The following is a 14,090-nucleotide window of genomic DNA, read 5'->3' as shown; positions in this document are numbered from 1 at the left end:
ATGGGCGAGGCTCCCAGGAGCGCTGGGCTGCTGCCCGGCGGACGGGACACGGCGGGCACGCGGCCCGGCACCGGACTGCGCCCGGCCGGCACGCCGAAGAGCGTCGGGATCGTCTGGGCCCTCCTTGGCCTCAACACGCTCGGCTCCGCCGGGGCGAAGACCATCGTCCCGCTGCCCCGCTCCCTCATCCAGTTGGTCACCATGGGCGCGCTGGTCGCCGCGTTCGCGCTGGCGCTCGCCATCAATCTCCGGCTGCGCATCCGAGCCAGCGCCTTCGTGCTCCTGCTCACCCTGCTCCTGGTGCCGAGCGTGGTCTCCAGCGCGCACCTGGACGTCGGGTTCGGCGCGCTGTTCCGCTGCACCCGCCTCGCTCTCTTCGTCGGCACGTTGTGGCTGCTCAGCCGGTGGTGGGACGGCAGCCTGACGTTCGTCCAGAGCCACATCCGGATGTACTTCGCGGTGCTCGTGTCAGTGGTCGCCGGCCTGCTCATCTCACCGGGCGCGGCCATGCCCGAGCTGTACGGCGGACGTCTCGTCGGCGCGTTGTGGCCGCTCACCCCACCGCAGATCGGACAGTACGCCGCGGTGATCATCGGCCTCACCGTGCTGCTCGTCCTTGGCCGCCGGATCGACAGGTCCAGCGCGGCCCTCGTCATCGTGCCGTCACTCGTGCTGCTCGCGATGACCCATACCCGGACGGCCACCCTCGGCCTGATCGTCGGGTTGACGTTGGCGATCGGCTCGCTCCTCCTGACCAGCGCCGCCGCCCGCCGGTTCTTCACCTGGACGGTGCTGATCGCCGTGGTGGCCGCGGTGGGGTTCGCCTCCGCGGTGCAGGCATGGTTCCTGCGCGGGCAGAGCGAGGAGAACTTCAGCAGTCTCACCGGTCGGGCCAAGGTCTGGGACGCCCTCCTCTCGGCGCCCCGGACGACCGCGGAGCAGATGTTCGGCGCGGGCCTCGGCGACAAGTCGTTCGGCGGCCTTCCGATCGACAACAGCTGGCTGGCCGTCTACAACGAGCAGGGCCTGATCGGCGTCGCCCTCGTGGCCTTGATCATCATCGTGCTCGGCGGCGTCGCGCTGCTGCGGCCGCCGTCGCTGCCGAGGGCCTGCGCGATCTTCCTGATCAGTTACGTCGCGATGTCGTCGTACACCGAGGCCGGTCTCGGCGACGCCTCGCCGTATCTGCTGCATCTCGCCCTGGCCGCCTCGCTCCTCGCGGTCCCCGCCGCGGCCACGGACCTGCCGAAGCCCACCATCCCCCGACGACGTGTCCCGCGCTGGGCCCAGGACCGGAAGTGATCTGACCATGCACATCCTTGTGGTGCACAACCGCTACTCATCGGCGCAGCCGAGCGGGGAGAACGTCGTCGTCGACCAGGAGGTGGGGCTGCTGCGCGCGGCCGGCCACCGGGTCGAGGTGTTCGAGCGGCGCAGCGACGACATCGCCGCCCGGTCCCTCCTGTCCAAGGCCGCGGTGCCGCTGCTCGTGCCGTGGAACCCCGCGGTCCGCTCGGAGCTCGCCACCCGGCTGCGCACCTCACGCCCCGACGTGGTGCACGTCCACAACGTCTTCCCGCTCCTGTCGCCCGCGGTGCTCGCGGCCTGCGCCGACGCCGACGTGCCCGCCGTCGCCACGCTGCACAACTACACCCAGGTCTGCCTGCCCGGCACGCTGCACCGGGACGGTCGGCCGTGCACCGAGTGCGTCGGGTCGGCGACGGCGCTGCCCGCCGTCCGGCACGGCTGCTACCGAGGCTCCCGCCTCGCGACGGTGCCGCTCGCGGTCAGTCAGGCGGTCAACCGGCGGCGGTGGTGGTCCGGCGTGGAGCGCTTCTTCTGCATCTCCGCGGCGCAGCGCGACGTCCTGGTGCGGTCCGGCATGCCACCCGAGCGCCTCACGGTCAAGCACAACTTCGTGCCCGACCCGGACGCCCGCCGATCGGGCGCGGGTGAGCATGTGCTCTTCCTCGGCCGACTCGCGGAGATCAAGGGCGTGCGAGTGCTCATGACCGCGTGGGACGCGCTCGCCGCGGACGGCGGTGTGGGCGTGCCGCTCGTGATCGCGGGCGCGGGGCCGCTGGCGGACGAGGTGACCGCCTGGGCGGCGGGCCGGGACGACGTGCGGTACGTCGGCCTGCTCGACCCGGCCCAGTGCAGGCAGGCCGTCGCGCGGGCGGTCACCGTGGTGGCCCCCTCGACGGCCCTCGAGACGTTCGGCCTGGTGGTCGCGGAGGCGATGGCGGCGGGGGTCCCGGCTGTCGCGGCCGGTCACGGCTCCTTCGTCGAACTCATCGAGGACGGGGTGGCCGGGTTTCTGCACCAGCCGGGCGATCCCGGATCGCTCGCGTCCTGCATGCGCCGGATCACGGCCGAACCGGCCCGCAACCAGGAGATGGGCCAGGCGGCCCGGCGCCGTTACGAACGGGACTTCAGCCCGGCCGTCGGTCTCGAGCGCCTGGTGGAGGGGTACCGCACCGCGATCGCGGTGCGGTCCGGCGGCGGGGAGAGCCCGCCGCCGGTAGGGGAAGAAAGCACTGGCTCGCGGCGGGGCACCCGCACGAGCAGAAATGGGGGAAGTAGATGACACGATGCCGACTCTGCGGCTCGACGGCGATGGGGAGCGTCGTCGATCTGGGGGCGACCCCGCCGTGCGAGAGTTTCCTCGCCGCGGACCAACTGGACAACGCTGAACCGGCGTACCCGCTGCACCTTCGGGTCTGCACCGACTGCTGGCTCGCGCAGATCCCTCCGCTGATCACGCCGGAGGAGACGTTCAGCGAGTACGCGTACTTCTCCTCCTTCTCGACGTCCTGGGTGGAGCACGCGCGCACCTTCGTCGCCGACGCCGTACAGCGGGTGGGTCTTGGCCCCGACGCCTTCGTGGTCGAGGTCGCGAGCAACGACGGATACCTGCTGAGGCACGTGGTGGACCGGGGGATCCGCTGCCTCGGCGTCGAGCCGTCGGTGAACGTCGGCGCGGCGGCGCGGGACGCGGGTGTGCCGACACTCACGGAGTTCCTGTCCCCCGACACCGGCTCGGCCGTCCGCGCCGAGCACGGCCCGGCCGACCTGGTCGTGGCCAACAACGTGTACGCGCACATCCCCGACGTGGTCGGGTTCACCCAGGGTCTTCGCGCCCTGGTCGCCGACGACGGCTGGGTCTCCATCGAGGTGCAGCACCTGCTGACCCTGATCGAGGAGAACCAGTACGACACGATCTACCACGAGCACTTCCAGTACTACACGGTCGCGTCCGCGGCCCGAGCGCTCGCGAGCGGCGGACTCGCCCTCGTGGACGTCGAGTTGCTGCCCACGCACGGCGGCTCCATCCGGCTGTGGGCCCGGCCGGCCGAGGTGGCCGGCGAGCCGTCCCAGCGGGTGGCCGAGGTGCTCGACCGGGAGAAGGCCGCCGGGCTTCAGGACCTTTCCGGGTACACCGAGTTCTCCGCCCGGGTTGCCAAGGTGCGCCGGGACCTCCTCAAGTTCCTCATCGAGGCGGCCGAGCGCGGCGAGACGGTCGTCGGCTACGGCGCCCCGGGCAAGGGCAACACCCTGCTCAACCACTGCGGCATCCGGCCCGACCTGCTCCCGTACACGGTCGACCGCAACCCCTACAAGCACGGCAGGTTCACCCCGGGCACCCGCATCCCGATCCTGCCGCCCGAGCAGATAGCCGCCGACCGACCGGACTACGTCCTCGTCCTCCCGTGGAACCTGCGGGCCGAACTGGTCGAGCAGCTGTCCTTCGTGCACGACTGGGGCGGCCGTCTTGTCTTTCCCATCCCGGAACTGAGCATTGTCGAGGCCACGTCTGGAGAGGGCACAGCATGAAGGTCGTACTGTTCTGCGGCGGTTACGGGATGCGGATGCGCAGCGGCGCCGCCGACGACGTGCCCAAGCCGATGGCGATGGTCGGCCCGCGTCCGCTGATCTGGCATGTCATGCGCTACTACGCGCACTTCGGGCACACGGAGTTCATCCTGTGCCTGGGGTACGGCGCCCATCACATCAAGGACTTCTTCCTCAACTACGAGGAGACGACGTCCAACGACTTCGTGCTGCGGGGCGGGCGGCCCGAGCTGCTCTCCACCGACATCTCGGACTGGACGATCACGTTCGCGCAGACCGGCATCGAGTCTCCCATCGGGGAGCGGCTGCGCCGGGTGCGCCACCACCTGGACGGCGACGAGATGTTCCTCGCCAACTACGCCGACGTGCTCACCGACGCCCCGCTGCCCCAGATGATCGACCGGTTCGCCCTGCGTGATGCCGGCGCGTCGATGATGGTGGTGCCGCCGCAGTCCTCCTTCCACTGCGTGGAGTTGGGCGAGGACGGCCTGGTGGACGGCATCACCCCGGTGAGCGAACTGCCGATGTGGGAGAACGGCGGCTACTTCGTGCTCCGCCAGGAGGTCTTCGACCACATACCGGAGAACGGGGACCTGGTCGCCGACGGATGCGGCCAACTGGCCAAGCAGGGCCGTCTCGTGGCGCACCAGCACCGCGGTTTCTGGAAGCCGACCGACACCGTGAAGGAGCGGGCCGCGCTCGACGACGCCTACACCCGGGGCGACCGCCCGTGGGCCGTGTGGGAACGCGACACCGTGGGCGTGCGGGCGTGATCCGGCTCGGGGCCGGACCCCTGAGACGGATCGTCGCGGTGGGCGCCCACTGCGACGACATCGCCATCGGTGCGGGTGGCACACTCCTGACGATGTGCCTGGCGCACCCGGGCATCCGCGTCGACGCCCTCGTGCTCTCCGGCGGTGGCAGCGACCGGGAGCAGGAGGAGCAGGCCGCGCTCACCGCCTTCTGCCCGGGCGCCGATCTGCGCCTGACCGTCCTCAAGCTGGCGGACGGCCGACTGCCCGCGCAGTGGGAGGAGGCCAAGGCCGCGGTCGAGGAGCTGCGTGCTCGGACCGACCCGGATCTCGTGCTCGCTCCGCGCACCGATGACGCGCATCAGGACCACCGCGGCCTGGCGCGGCTGATCCCCACCGCGTTCCGCGACCACCTCGTGCTCGGCTACGAGATCGTCAAGTGGGACGGCGATCTCGGCCGTCCGACGTCGTACCAGCCGCTGTCGCCTCAGATCGCCGAACAGAAGGTGCGGCTGTTGCAGGAGCACTACCCCTCGCAGCGGCACCGGCCCTGGTACGACCGGGAGGCCTTCCTCGGTCTCGCACGCATCCGCGGGATCGAATGCCACGCGCGCTACGCCGAGGCGTTCGCCGTCACCAAGCTCACGCTCAATCTCGACACTTCCAACCTGGGGGAATGAACCTTGCGCGTACTGCTCACCGGACACCAGGGGTATCTGGGCACCGTGATGGCCCCGGTCCTCGCCGCCGCCGGGCACGAAGTCGTCGGTCTCGACGCCGGTCTGTTCGCGGACTGCGTCCTTGGCCCGCAGCCCGCGGACCCGTCCGGACACCGGGTGGACCTTCGCGACGTCACGGCCGAACACGTGGCCGGGGTGGACGCCGTGATCCACCTGGCCGCGCTCTCCAACGACCCACTGGGATCGCTTGCGCCGGACCTCACCTACGACATCAACCACCACGCGTCCGTACGGCTTGCCCGCCTCGCCCACGACGCGGGAGTACGGCGCTTCCTGTACGCGTCGACCTGCTCGGTCTACGGGGCCGCCGGCGGTGACGACCTGGTGACCGAGGACGCCCCGCTGCGCCCGGTGACTCCGTACGCGGAGTCCAAGGTGCGGGTCGAGGACGACCTGCACGCGCTCGCCGACGGCGACTTCAGCCCGGTGTTCATGCGCAACGCCACCGCCTTCGGCTACTCGCCCCGGCTGCGCGCCGACATCGTCCTGAACAACCTGGTGGGCCACGCGCTCCTGTCCGGCGAGGTGCTCGTACTCTCCGACGGCACCCCCTGGCGCCCGCTGGTGCACGCCGCCGACATCGCACAGGCCTTCACCGCCGCGCTGACCGCGCCGCGCGAAGCCGTGCACGACCGGGCGTTCAACATCGGCAGCGAGATCAACAACGTCACGGTCGCCGAGATCGCCGAGCAGGTCGCCGAGGCGGTGTCCGGCGCGAAGGTGCGGATCACCGGGGAGAACGGCGCCGACCCACGGTCGTACCGGGTGGACTTCGCCCGGTTCCGCGCCGCGATCCCCGGCTTCGACTGCGAGTGGACGGTCAAGCAGGGCGCGCTCGAACTCGCCGACGCCTACCGCAGGCACGGGCTGACCCGGGAGGACTTCGAGCAGCGCTTCACCCGCCTCGCCGTGCTGCGTTCGGCGTCCGAAGCCGGTGCCGTCGACGACACCCTGCGGTGGCGCCGATGACCACGGCGGGCGAGGAGATGCACGCGCTGGTGGAGCGTCTCTACCCGCTGTGCCGGAGCATCACGGGGGACGGTGTGCGCGCCACCCTGAAGATCGTCGACGAGTACGTCCCGCTGCGGATGCACGAGGTGCCGACCGGGACGCAGGTGCTCGACTGGACGGTGCCGCAGGAGTGGAACATCCGTGACGCGTACGTCGCCGACGCCGACGGCAACCGTGTCGTCGACTTCGCCGCGTCCAGCCTGCACGTGCTCGGCTACAGCGTGCCGGTGTCGCGGACCATGCCGCTCGCCGAGCTGCGCGATCACCTGTACACCCTGCCGGAGCACCCGAGTTGGGTGCCGTACCGCACCAGTTACTACAAGCCGGACTGGGGGTTCTGCCTGGCCCAGGAGACCTTGGACGGGCTGCCGGACGGCGAGTACGAGGTGCGTATCGACTCCACACTCGCCGACGGCCACCTCACCTACGCCGAGCACGTGGTCCCCGGGCAGGTCCCCGACGAGGTGATCGTCTCCTGCCACGTCTGCCACCCGTCGCTGGCCAACGACAATCTGGCCGGTATCGCGGTGGCGACGTTCCTGGCCCGGGAGCTGGCCGAGAAGACGCCGTACTACACCTACCGGTTCATCTTCGCGCCCGGCACCATCGGGGCGATCACCTGGCTTGCGCGCAACAGGGAGCGGGTGGAGCAGGTCAAGCACGGCATCGTGCTGGCCTGCGCCGGCGACTCGGGCCAGCTGACGTACAAACAGAGCGGGCGCGGCGACGCGGAGATCGACCGGGTGATGCGGCATGTGCTCACCGCGTCCGAACGCCCGCACCGCGTAAAGGAGTTCACTCCGTACGGCTACGACGAGCGGCAGTTCTGCTCGCCCGGGTTCGATCTCGGTGTGGGCTCGCTCAGCCGGACCCCGTACGCCGACTATCCGGAGTACCACACCTCGGCGGACAACCCGGACTTCGTCTCCCCTAAGGCGATGGCGGACACGCTCGCCGTCTGCCGCGAGGCATTCGACGTCCTGGACCGCAACCGGAGCTATCTCAACCTCAGTCCCTACGGCGAACCACAGCTGGGGCGACGCGGGTTGTACGACGCGGTCGGCGGACGCAGCGACGCGAAGCAGGCGCAGATGGCCATGCTCTGGGTGCTCAATCTCTCCGACGGCAAGCACAGTCTGCTCGACGTCGCCGAGCGGTCCGGGCTGCCCTTCGACACCGTCGCCGTCGCGGCCGGCGCCCTGCAGGGCGCCGGACTGATCAAGGCATGACGCCGATGGCCGCCGAGGGGGAGAAGCGGACCGCCAAGCGGGCCATGGTCGGCCGCCTCTCCTGGGGCCTTGCCGACCAGGCGGCCTCCAGCATGACCAACTTCGCGGTGGGCATCTACGTGGCACGCTCCCTCGGCGTGACCGCGTTCGGTGTGTTCAGCCTGGCCTGGGTGACCTACGGCGTGGTGCTCAACGTCTCCCGCGGCCTCGCCACCGACCCGCTCGTGGTGCGCTTCAGCGGCGCACCGACCGCGCCCTGGCGCGCGGCGGTGGCCCGGTCGTCGGGTGCCGCGCTCGGCGTGGGTGTCGCACTCGGCGCACTGTGTCTGCTGGTCGGGCTCGGCCTCGGCGGCCGCGTGGGGCCCGCGTTCGCCTGCCTCGGCGTGGTACTGCCCGCGCTGCTGCTGCAGGACGCCTGGCGGTTCGCGTTCTTCGCCGCGGGCACCGGCAAGAAGGCGTTCGTCAACGACCTCGTGTGGGGCGTCGCGCTCGTCCCTGCCATGGTGGTGGCGGCCCGCGTGGGCAGCGTGGCCGCGTTCGTGCTCGCCTGGGGCGCGTCCGCCGCGGTGGCCGCGGTGTACGGCTGCTTCCAGTCCGCTATCCGGCCCCAGCTGAGCGGGGCGCGCGCGTGGCTTCGCGAGCACCGCGACCTCAGCTACCGGTACCTGGTCGAGAACGTCAGCAACAGTGGCGCGAGCCAGCTGCGGGCGTACGGGCTCGGCGCGATCGTCGGGGTCGGTGCGGTGGGTGCGGTGCGGGGTGCCGAGCTCCTGCTCGGCCCGTTCCTCGCCGTACTGATGGGGCTTTCACTGGTCACCGTCGCGGAGGCGGCACGGGTGCTGCGGCAGGCCCCGCACCGCCTCGGCACGTTCTGCCTCGTCCTTGGCGGCGGACAGGCCGCCGCCGCCCTGCTCTGGGGCGCGGCGCTGCTCCTCGTGCCGGACCAGGCGGGCGAGTTCGTGCTCGGCGGCGTCTGGCCCTCCGCCTCGGCGCTCATCCTGCCCGCCACGCTCGGCGTCGTGGGCGCCGGTCTCGGCACCGGCGCGGCGGCCGGGCTGCGCGCGCTCGCCGCGGCCCGGCGCAGCCTGCGCTGTCAACTGTTCGCCTCCGCCTGCTATGTCGGCGGCGGGCTCGGCGGTGCGGCCCTGGCCGGCACGGCCGGATCGGCCTGGGGCGTCGCCGCCGCGACCGTTTGCAGCTCGGCCGTGTGGTGGCAGCAGCTGCGGTCCGCCCTGCGCGAGCGCCACCACCACCCCATCCCCGAAGTGAGGACGCAATGACCGCCCAACCCCGGCTGAGCATCGGCCTGCCCGTCTACAACGGCGAGGAGTACCTCGCCGAGGCGCTCGACGCCCTGCTCGGCCAGACGTACGAGGACTTCGAGCTGGTCATCTCCGACAACGCCTCGACCGACGGGACCCAGGAGATCTGCCGCAAGTACGCCGCGCGGGACTCACGCATCCGGTACATCCGGCTGCCCCGGAACATCGGCGCCGCGCCGAACCACAACTACGTGTTCACCCAGTGCCGCGGCGAGCTGTTCAAGTGGGCGTCGCACGACGACCTGTACGCCCGGGACCTGCTGCGACGCTGCGTGGAGGCCTTGGACGAGCGTCCGGAGGTGATCCTCGCGCACGCCGACCAGGCGGTCATCGACGGCGACGGCAAGGTGACGGTCCCTTACGAGTACACGCTCACCACCGACTCGCCACACGCGCCGAAGCGCTTCCGCAGCATGCTGTTCGAGCCCGGCGGCGACGACTTCTACGGGGTGATGCGGGCCGACGTGCTGCGCCGGGTGAAGCCGCACGACAGCTATCACCACGCGGACCGCACGTTCGTCGCCGAGATCGGTCTGCACGGGCCCTTCCACCAGGTGCCGGAGCTGCTGTACTTCCGCCGCGACCACCCCACCCGCGCCGAGCGGGCGAACCCGTCCAAGCGTTCCCGGTCCGTCAACCTGGACCCGCGCCGGGCGGGCCCGCTGCACCCGACGCCCCGGCTGCTCGCCGAGTACGTCCTGGGCTTCGTCTCGGCGATCCGGCGGGCGCCGTTGTCCGCGGCCGACCGGCGCGCGTGCTACCTCCACCTGGCCGCGTGGATGACCAGCCGGGTCCGGCCGGGCGCCGGAGAGCGGGTCGAGGACCGCGCCCCGGTCGACCCGGCCCAGCTCACTGTCTCCGTCGACGCCCTCGTCGCCGGACGTGAAGGTCGTGAGGGCCGTGAGGGTCATGAGGGCCGTGAAGGGAGGCAGGCATGAAGTCCGCGGACGCGACCCCGGTGCGCGTCGGCGTGTTCGGCCTGCTCGGCTCCGGCAACCTCGGCAATGACGGGTCGCTCGAAGCCGTGCTCGGCTACCTCCGCGCCGCGCACCCGGAGGCGGTCGTGGACGCGCTGTGCGGCGGGCCCGAGGCCGTCGCGACCCGGTACCGGATCCCCGCGACGCGGCTGCACTGGTATCGCGGCGAGTACCGGACCGCGTCGCGGGCAGGAGCGGTCGCGGCGAAGGGACTCGGCAAACTCATCGACGTCTTCCGCACCGCTGCCTGGGTGCGCCGGCACGACGTGGTGATCGTGCCGGGCATGGGCGTCCTCGAGGCCACGCTGCCGCTGCGGCCGTGGGGCTTCCCGTACTCGCTGTTCCTGCTCTGCGCGTCAGGGCGCCTGGTCGGCACCCGGGTGGCGCTCGTCGGCGTCGGCGCCGCCGCGATCAGCGACCGGCCGACGCGGGCCCTGGTGCGCTGGTCGGCGCGGCTCGCCACCTACCGGTCGTACCGGGACACCCTGTCCCGCGACGCGATGCGGGCGATGGGCGTGGACACCGCGCGCGACGAGGTCTACCCGGACCTCGCCTTCGCCCTGCCGACGCTGCCGCCTCCGACTGCGAGCACGCCCTCGGATTCGCCGGGCCCGGTCTGCGTCGGCGTCATGGACTTCCACGGCAACAACGACGACCGCGCCCGGGCCGAGGAGATCCACCGGCGCTACCTCGACGGGACGACCCGCTTCGTCCGGGCCCTCGTCGAGGACGGCAGGCCGGTCCGGCTGCTCACCGGCGACGCATGCGACGCGCCGGTGGTCGCCGCGATCCTCGACGCGGTGGACTCGCCGCTGGTCACCGCCGCCGAGGCGTCCTCGCTCGCCGACCTGATGAAGGAGACGGCGGCCGCCGACACCGTGGTGGCGACCCGCTATCACAACCTGATCTGCGCGCTGAAGGTCGGCACGCCGACGCTCGCACTCAGCTACGCGGCCAAGAGCGACGCGCTCATGAATCAGATGGGTCTTGCCGCCTACTGCCACCCGGCCCGCGAGGTCGACGCCGACCGGCTGCTCGAACAGTTCCGGGAACTGGAGGAGCGATCGGCGGAGTTACGGCGGACTCTCGCCGAGCGGAACCTGGACGCCGTCCGGCGCCTCGAGCACCAGTTCACCGCCTTGACCGCGGCTCTGTTCCCGGCGGTCCCCGCGAGCAACCCCACCCACGCCCACGCCCTGCGGGAGACACGATGAAGGCCACCGAAGTCCCGGCGATCGACGGGGCGTACCTGTTCGAACCGACGCCGTACGCCGACGAACGCGGCTTCTTCTGCCGCACCTTCGACGCCGACGTGGTCCGCTCGGTGGGCCTCGACCCGGACGCCTTCATCCAGGACAGCCTGTCCCGCTCCGCCCGGGGCGTGCTGCGCGGCCTGCACCTGCGCTCCGGAGCCGGTGAGGCCAAGCTGGTGCGGTGCTCGTACGGGAAGGTCTTCGACGTCGTCGTGGACCTGCGGCCCAACTCGCCGACCTACCGCAACGTGGCCTCCTTCGAGCTGTCCGGCGAGACGCAGGTGACCCTGTACATCCCGGCGGGGTGCGCGCACGGCTTCCAGGCGCTGACCGAGACCGCAGACACCTCGTACCGCATCGACCGGCCGCACGATCCGGCCGAGGACGTGACGATCGCCTTCGACGACCCGGAGCTCGCCATTCCGTGGCCGCTGCCGGTCATGTCGATGTCCGAGCGGGACCGGAAGGCGCCGAGCCTCGCCGAGGTCCTGAAGCAGAAAGAGAGCTGACGTCAGCGTGGACACCGAAGAGACGGAAGAGACCGAAGAGTTCCTCATGCCCCGGTCGCGGAAGGCGAACGAGCGGCTGCACGCCATGATCCCCGGGGGCGCGCACACGTACGCCAAGGGCGACGACCAGTACCCCGAGGACCTGGCCCCGGTCATCAGTCACGGCCGCGGTGCCCATGTGTGGGACATCGACGACAACCGCTACATCGAGTACGGGTCAGGGCTGCGGTCGGTGAGCCTCGGCCACGCCCACCCCCGCGTGGTCGAGGCGGTGCGGCGGGAAATCGACCGCGGCAGCAACTTCGTGCGGCCGTCCATCGTGGAGGTCCAGGCCGCCGAACGCTTCCTGGCCACGGTGCCGACCGCCGAGATGGTGAAGTTCGCGAAGAACGGCTCCGACGTCACCACCGCCGCGGTACGACTCGCCCGCGCCGTCACCGGGCGCCCGCGGGTGGCCATCTGCGGCGACCATCCCTTCTTCTCCGTCGACGACTGGTTCATCGGCACCACGCCGATGTCCGCCGGTATCCCGACGGCGACCACCGAACTCACCGTGGCGTTCCCTTACGGGGATCTGGCTGCCACGGAGGAACTGCTCACCCGGTACGCGGGTGAGGTCGCCTGCCTGATCCTCGAACCCGCCGGTCACACCGAGCCGCCGCCCGGCTACCTCAGCGGGCTGCGCGATCTTGCCGACCGGCACGGCTGCGTACTGATCTTCGATGAGATGATCACGGGCCTGCGCTGGTCCGAGGCGGGCGCCCAGGGCCTGTACGGCGTCGTCCCCGACCTCTCCACGTTCGGCAAGGCGCTGGGCAACGGCTTCGCCGTCTCCGCGCTTGCCGGGCGCCGCGACCTGATGGAGTGGGGCGGGCTTCGGCACTCCGGCGACCGGGTGTTCCTGTTGTCCACCACACACGGTGCGGAAACACATTGCCTGGCAGCCGCGATGGCCGTGCAGGCCACCTATGTGGAGGAGGGCGTCACCGCACGGCTGCACGCCCTGGGCGAGCGGTTGGCCGCCGGTGTCCGTGCGGCCGCGGGCGGTATGGGCGTCGGCGATCACATCGTCGTCCGGGGCCGGGCCAGCAACCTGGTCTTCGCCACCCTCGACGAGAACGGGCAGCCGTCGCAGGAGTACCGGACCCTGTTCCTGCGCCAGCTCATCGCCGGCGGGGTGCTCGCCCCGTCGTTCGTGGTGAGCAGCGCGCTCGACGACACCGACATCGACCGCACCGTCGACGTGGTGTCCCAGGCATGTGCCGTGTACCGGAAGGCACTTGACGCCGGTGACCCCACTCCCTGGATGGCCGGGCGGCCGGTGAAGCCCGTGTTCCGCCGCTTGGCATGACGTGAGGTGACGTGACGTGAGGTGAGGTGATGTCGCGTCAGTGGCGCTCTCGGCGGCCGGGGTCAGCCACCCGGTCGACCAGCCACGCGGTGGCCGGTACCACCACAAGGGCGGTGCACCAGCCGCCGAGGACGTCGGTCGGGTAGTGCGCGCTCAGGGCGACCTGTGCCCATCCCATGGCGGCACCGGCAACCAGCGCCGCGCCGAGCACGAGTGACGTACCGGCCGCCCTGCCGAGGCCGGACCTGCCGCTTGCGAGCAGGGCCACCGCGAGGGCGAGCGCGGTGAAGAAGGCGGTGTGCCCGCTCGGGTAGGACAGGTTGTCGGCGCCGTGGATGGTGCGTCCCACCAGGGACTTGAGCAGCGTTCCCGTCACCAAGGTGACGCCGACCCCGGCAACGACGAACACCGCCGCGCGAGGTCGCCGAAGCGACAGGCAGACCGCCACGGCGACCAGGATCAAAATCGCCGCTCCGGCTGGCTCCCCCAGGAAGTCCGTGGCAAGAGCCACGCGCCGCCACGGCGGCCGCACACTGTCCGCCGTCGGCTGGACGACCCACCTGTCCACCCTGCCGGACTGGCTGTGTCCGGCGTACAGGACCCCGAGCACGACGACCGTCAGCGTGGCGAGGGCCGCGATCAGCGCGAGCGGCGCGCGCAGCGCCGGGGGCAGCACCGGGGGCTCCGGCCGACCGGTCACACGCCACCGCCCGGGCCGATGAGCTCGTGCGCCGACCGCCGCACACCGTCGCGGACGATCCGGCAGATGCGATGCACCTACCCCTCCCGTCAGATTCGTTGACGCCATACCACCCGCCGCCACCCTAACCGGTCGGCTTGAACGAGGTGCGCGATGTGAGTGGCCGGGCGGCGCAAACTGGGCAGGAACCGCCGGGACTTGAGGGTGAGCACGGGTTCATCCCGGTCGGCAGCCATCTCGTTGACCGACAGCCCGTCCACCAGGGACTTCACCCATCCGTCAGCCAACCGCACGTCCGGGCTGCCGTGTCGGGAACGCTCGCCGCTCGCCGCGGACAGGGCCCGGGAGGCCTGTAGTTGATGCGTGTACTGAGTGAAGAGTGACCGGAGAGAAC

Annotated in this window: 13 protein-coding genes; 12 read left to right on the top strand and 1 reads right to left on the bottom strand. The window is 71.3% G+C overall.

The annotated features are described in order from the left end of the window. The 12 genes from ACZ5CR_RS29715 to ACZ5CR_RS29660 are packed head-to-tail and all read left to right on the top strand — an operon-like array spanning position 1 to position 12,996. Positions 1 to 1,302 carry an O-antigen ligase family protein gene (locus ACZ5CR_RS29715; protein WP_468862934.1) on the top strand — a complete coding sequence of 434 codons (1,302 nt, stop codon included), beginning with the start codon at positions 1 to 3 and terminating at the stop codon, positions 1,300 to 1,302. A 7-nt stretch (positions 1,303 to 1,309) separates the two neighbouring features. Continuing rightward, positions 1,310 to 2,587 (top strand): glycosyltransferase, encoded by a 1,278-nt coding sequence (locus ACZ5CR_RS29710; RefSeq protein WP_468862932.1) that lies wholly within the window; start codon positions 1,310 to 1,312, stop codon positions 2,585 to 2,587. Then, positions 2,584 to 3,834: a class I SAM-dependent methyltransferase gene (locus tag ACZ5CR_RS29705; protein ID WP_468862929.1), complete on the top strand. Its 1,251-nt coding sequence runs from the start codon at positions 2,584 to 2,586 to the stop codon at positions 3,832 to 3,834. The genes ACZ5CR_RS29710 and ACZ5CR_RS29705 overlap by 4 nt, the downstream gene beginning before the upstream one ends. Then, a complete protein-coding gene (locus tag ACZ5CR_RS29700; protein ID WP_468862926.1) occupies positions 3,831 to 4,625 on the top strand; it encodes a sugar phosphate nucleotidyltransferase in 795 nt (264 codons plus the stop codon). Before ACZ5CR_RS29705 ends, ACZ5CR_RS29700 begins: the two co-directional genes overlap by 4 nt. Next, the gene (locus ACZ5CR_RS29695) at positions 4,622 to 5,284 is read left to right on the top strand and encodes a PIG-L deacetylase family protein (RefSeq protein WP_468862924.1); all 663 of its coding nucleotides are present in this window, start codon (positions 4,622 to 4,624) and stop codon (positions 5,282 to 5,284) included. The genes ACZ5CR_RS29700 and ACZ5CR_RS29695 overlap by 4 nt, the downstream gene beginning before the upstream one ends. Positions 5,285 to 5,287: 3 nt before the next feature. After that, positions 5,288 to 6,313 carry an NAD-dependent epimerase/dehydratase family protein gene (locus tag ACZ5CR_RS29690; protein WP_468862921.1) on the top strand — a complete coding sequence of 342 codons (1,026 nt, stop codon included), beginning with the start codon at positions 5,288 to 5,290 and terminating at the stop codon, positions 6,311 to 6,313. Further along, positions 6,310 to 7,584: a DUF4910 domain-containing protein gene (locus ACZ5CR_RS29685; RefSeq protein ID WP_468862919.1), complete on the top strand. Its 1,275-nt coding sequence runs from the start codon at positions 6,310 to 6,312 to the stop codon at positions 7,582 to 7,584. The genes ACZ5CR_RS29690 and ACZ5CR_RS29685 overlap by 4 nt, the downstream gene beginning before the upstream one ends. Then, complete coding sequence (locus ACZ5CR_RS29680) at positions 7,581 to 8,864, top strand: hypothetical protein (RefSeq protein WP_468862917.1); 1,284 nt, start codon at positions 7,581 to 7,583, stop codon at positions 8,862 to 8,864. Before ACZ5CR_RS29685 ends, ACZ5CR_RS29680 begins: the two co-directional genes overlap by 4 nt. Next, entirely contained in the window at positions 8,861 to 9,844 is a 984-nt protein-coding gene (locus ACZ5CR_RS29675) for a glycosyltransferase family 2 protein (protein WP_468862914.1), read from the top strand. Before ACZ5CR_RS29680 ends, ACZ5CR_RS29675 begins: the two co-directional genes overlap by 4 nt. Then, positions 9,841 to 11,097, top strand: coding sequence for a polysaccharide pyruvyl transferase family protein (locus ACZ5CR_RS29670; RefSeq protein ID WP_468862912.1), 1,257 nt, complete (start codon positions 9,841 to 9,843; stop codon positions 11,095 to 11,097). The genes ACZ5CR_RS29675 and ACZ5CR_RS29670 overlap by 4 nt, the downstream gene beginning before the upstream one ends. Next, positions 11,094 to 11,645 carry a dTDP-4-dehydrorhamnose 3,5-epimerase gene (gene rfbC / locus ACZ5CR_RS29665; protein WP_468862911.1) on the top strand — a complete coding sequence of 184 codons (552 nt, stop codon included), beginning with the start codon at positions 11,094 to 11,096 and terminating at the stop codon, positions 11,643 to 11,645. Before ACZ5CR_RS29670 ends, rfbC begins: the two co-directional genes overlap by 4 nt. A gap of 46 nt (positions 11,646 to 11,691) precedes the next feature. Further along, entirely contained in the window at positions 11,692 to 12,996 is a 1,305-nt protein-coding gene (locus ACZ5CR_RS29660) for a glutamate-1-semialdehyde 2,1-aminomutase (RefSeq protein ID WP_468863210.1), read from the top strand. A gap of 37 nt (positions 12,997 to 13,033) precedes the next feature. Here the strand turns inward: ACZ5CR_RS29660 and ACZ5CR_RS29655 are convergent, their stop codons facing one another. Then, entirely contained in the window at positions 13,034 to 13,696 is a 663-nt protein-coding gene (locus ACZ5CR_RS29655; protein WP_468862908.1) for a phosphatase PAP2 family protein, read from the bottom strand. Between the last annotated feature and the right edge of the window lie 394 nt (positions 13,697 to 14,090).

The organism is Streptomyces sp. NPDC031274, from assembly GCF_055570235.1.
Note: the sequence above shows the minus strand (reverse complement) of the source record. Positions and strands in the feature narration are given on the sequence as shown.

Bases quoted from the DNA above. Each gene is read 5' to 3' on its own strand.
- ACZ5CR_RS29670 (WP_468862912.1), top strand. From the start codon at position 9,841: ATGAAGTCCGCGGACGCGACCCCGGTGCGCGTCGGCGTGTTCGGCCTG.
- ACZ5CR_RS29700 (WP_468862926.1), top strand. From the start codon at position 3,831: ATGAAGGTCGTACTGTTCTGCGGCGGTTACGGGATGCGGATGCGCAGC.
- ACZ5CR_RS29685 (WP_468862919.1), top strand. From the start codon at position 6,310: ATGACCACGGCGGGCGAGGAGATGCACGCGCTGGTGGAGCGTCTCTAC.
- ACZ5CR_RS29660 (WP_468863210.1), top strand. From the start codon at position 11,692: ATGCCCCGGTCGCGGAAGGCGAACGAGCGGCTGCACGCCATGATCCCC.
- rfbC (WP_468862911.1), top strand. From the start codon at position 11,094: ATGAAGGCCACCGAAGTCCCGGCGATCGACGGGGCGTACCTGTTCGAA.
- ACZ5CR_RS29680 (WP_468862917.1), top strand. From the start codon at position 7,581: ATGACGCCGATGGCCGCCGAGGGGGAGAAGCGGACCGCCAAGCGGGCC.
- ACZ5CR_RS29705 (WP_468862929.1), top strand. From the start codon at position 2,584: ATGACACGATGCCGACTCTGCGGCTCGACGGCGATGGGGAGCGTCGTC.
- ACZ5CR_RS29710 (WP_468862932.1), top strand. From the start codon at position 1,310: ATGCACATCCTTGTGGTGCACAACCGCTACTCATCGGCGCAGCCGAGC.
- ACZ5CR_RS29715 (WP_468862934.1), top strand. From the start codon at position 1: ATGGGCGAGGCTCCCAGGAGCGCTGGGCTGCTGCCCGGCGGACGGGAC.
- ACZ5CR_RS29675 (WP_468862914.1), top strand. From the start codon at position 8,861: ATGACCGCCCAACCCCGGCTGAGCATCGGCCTGCCCGTCTACAACGGC.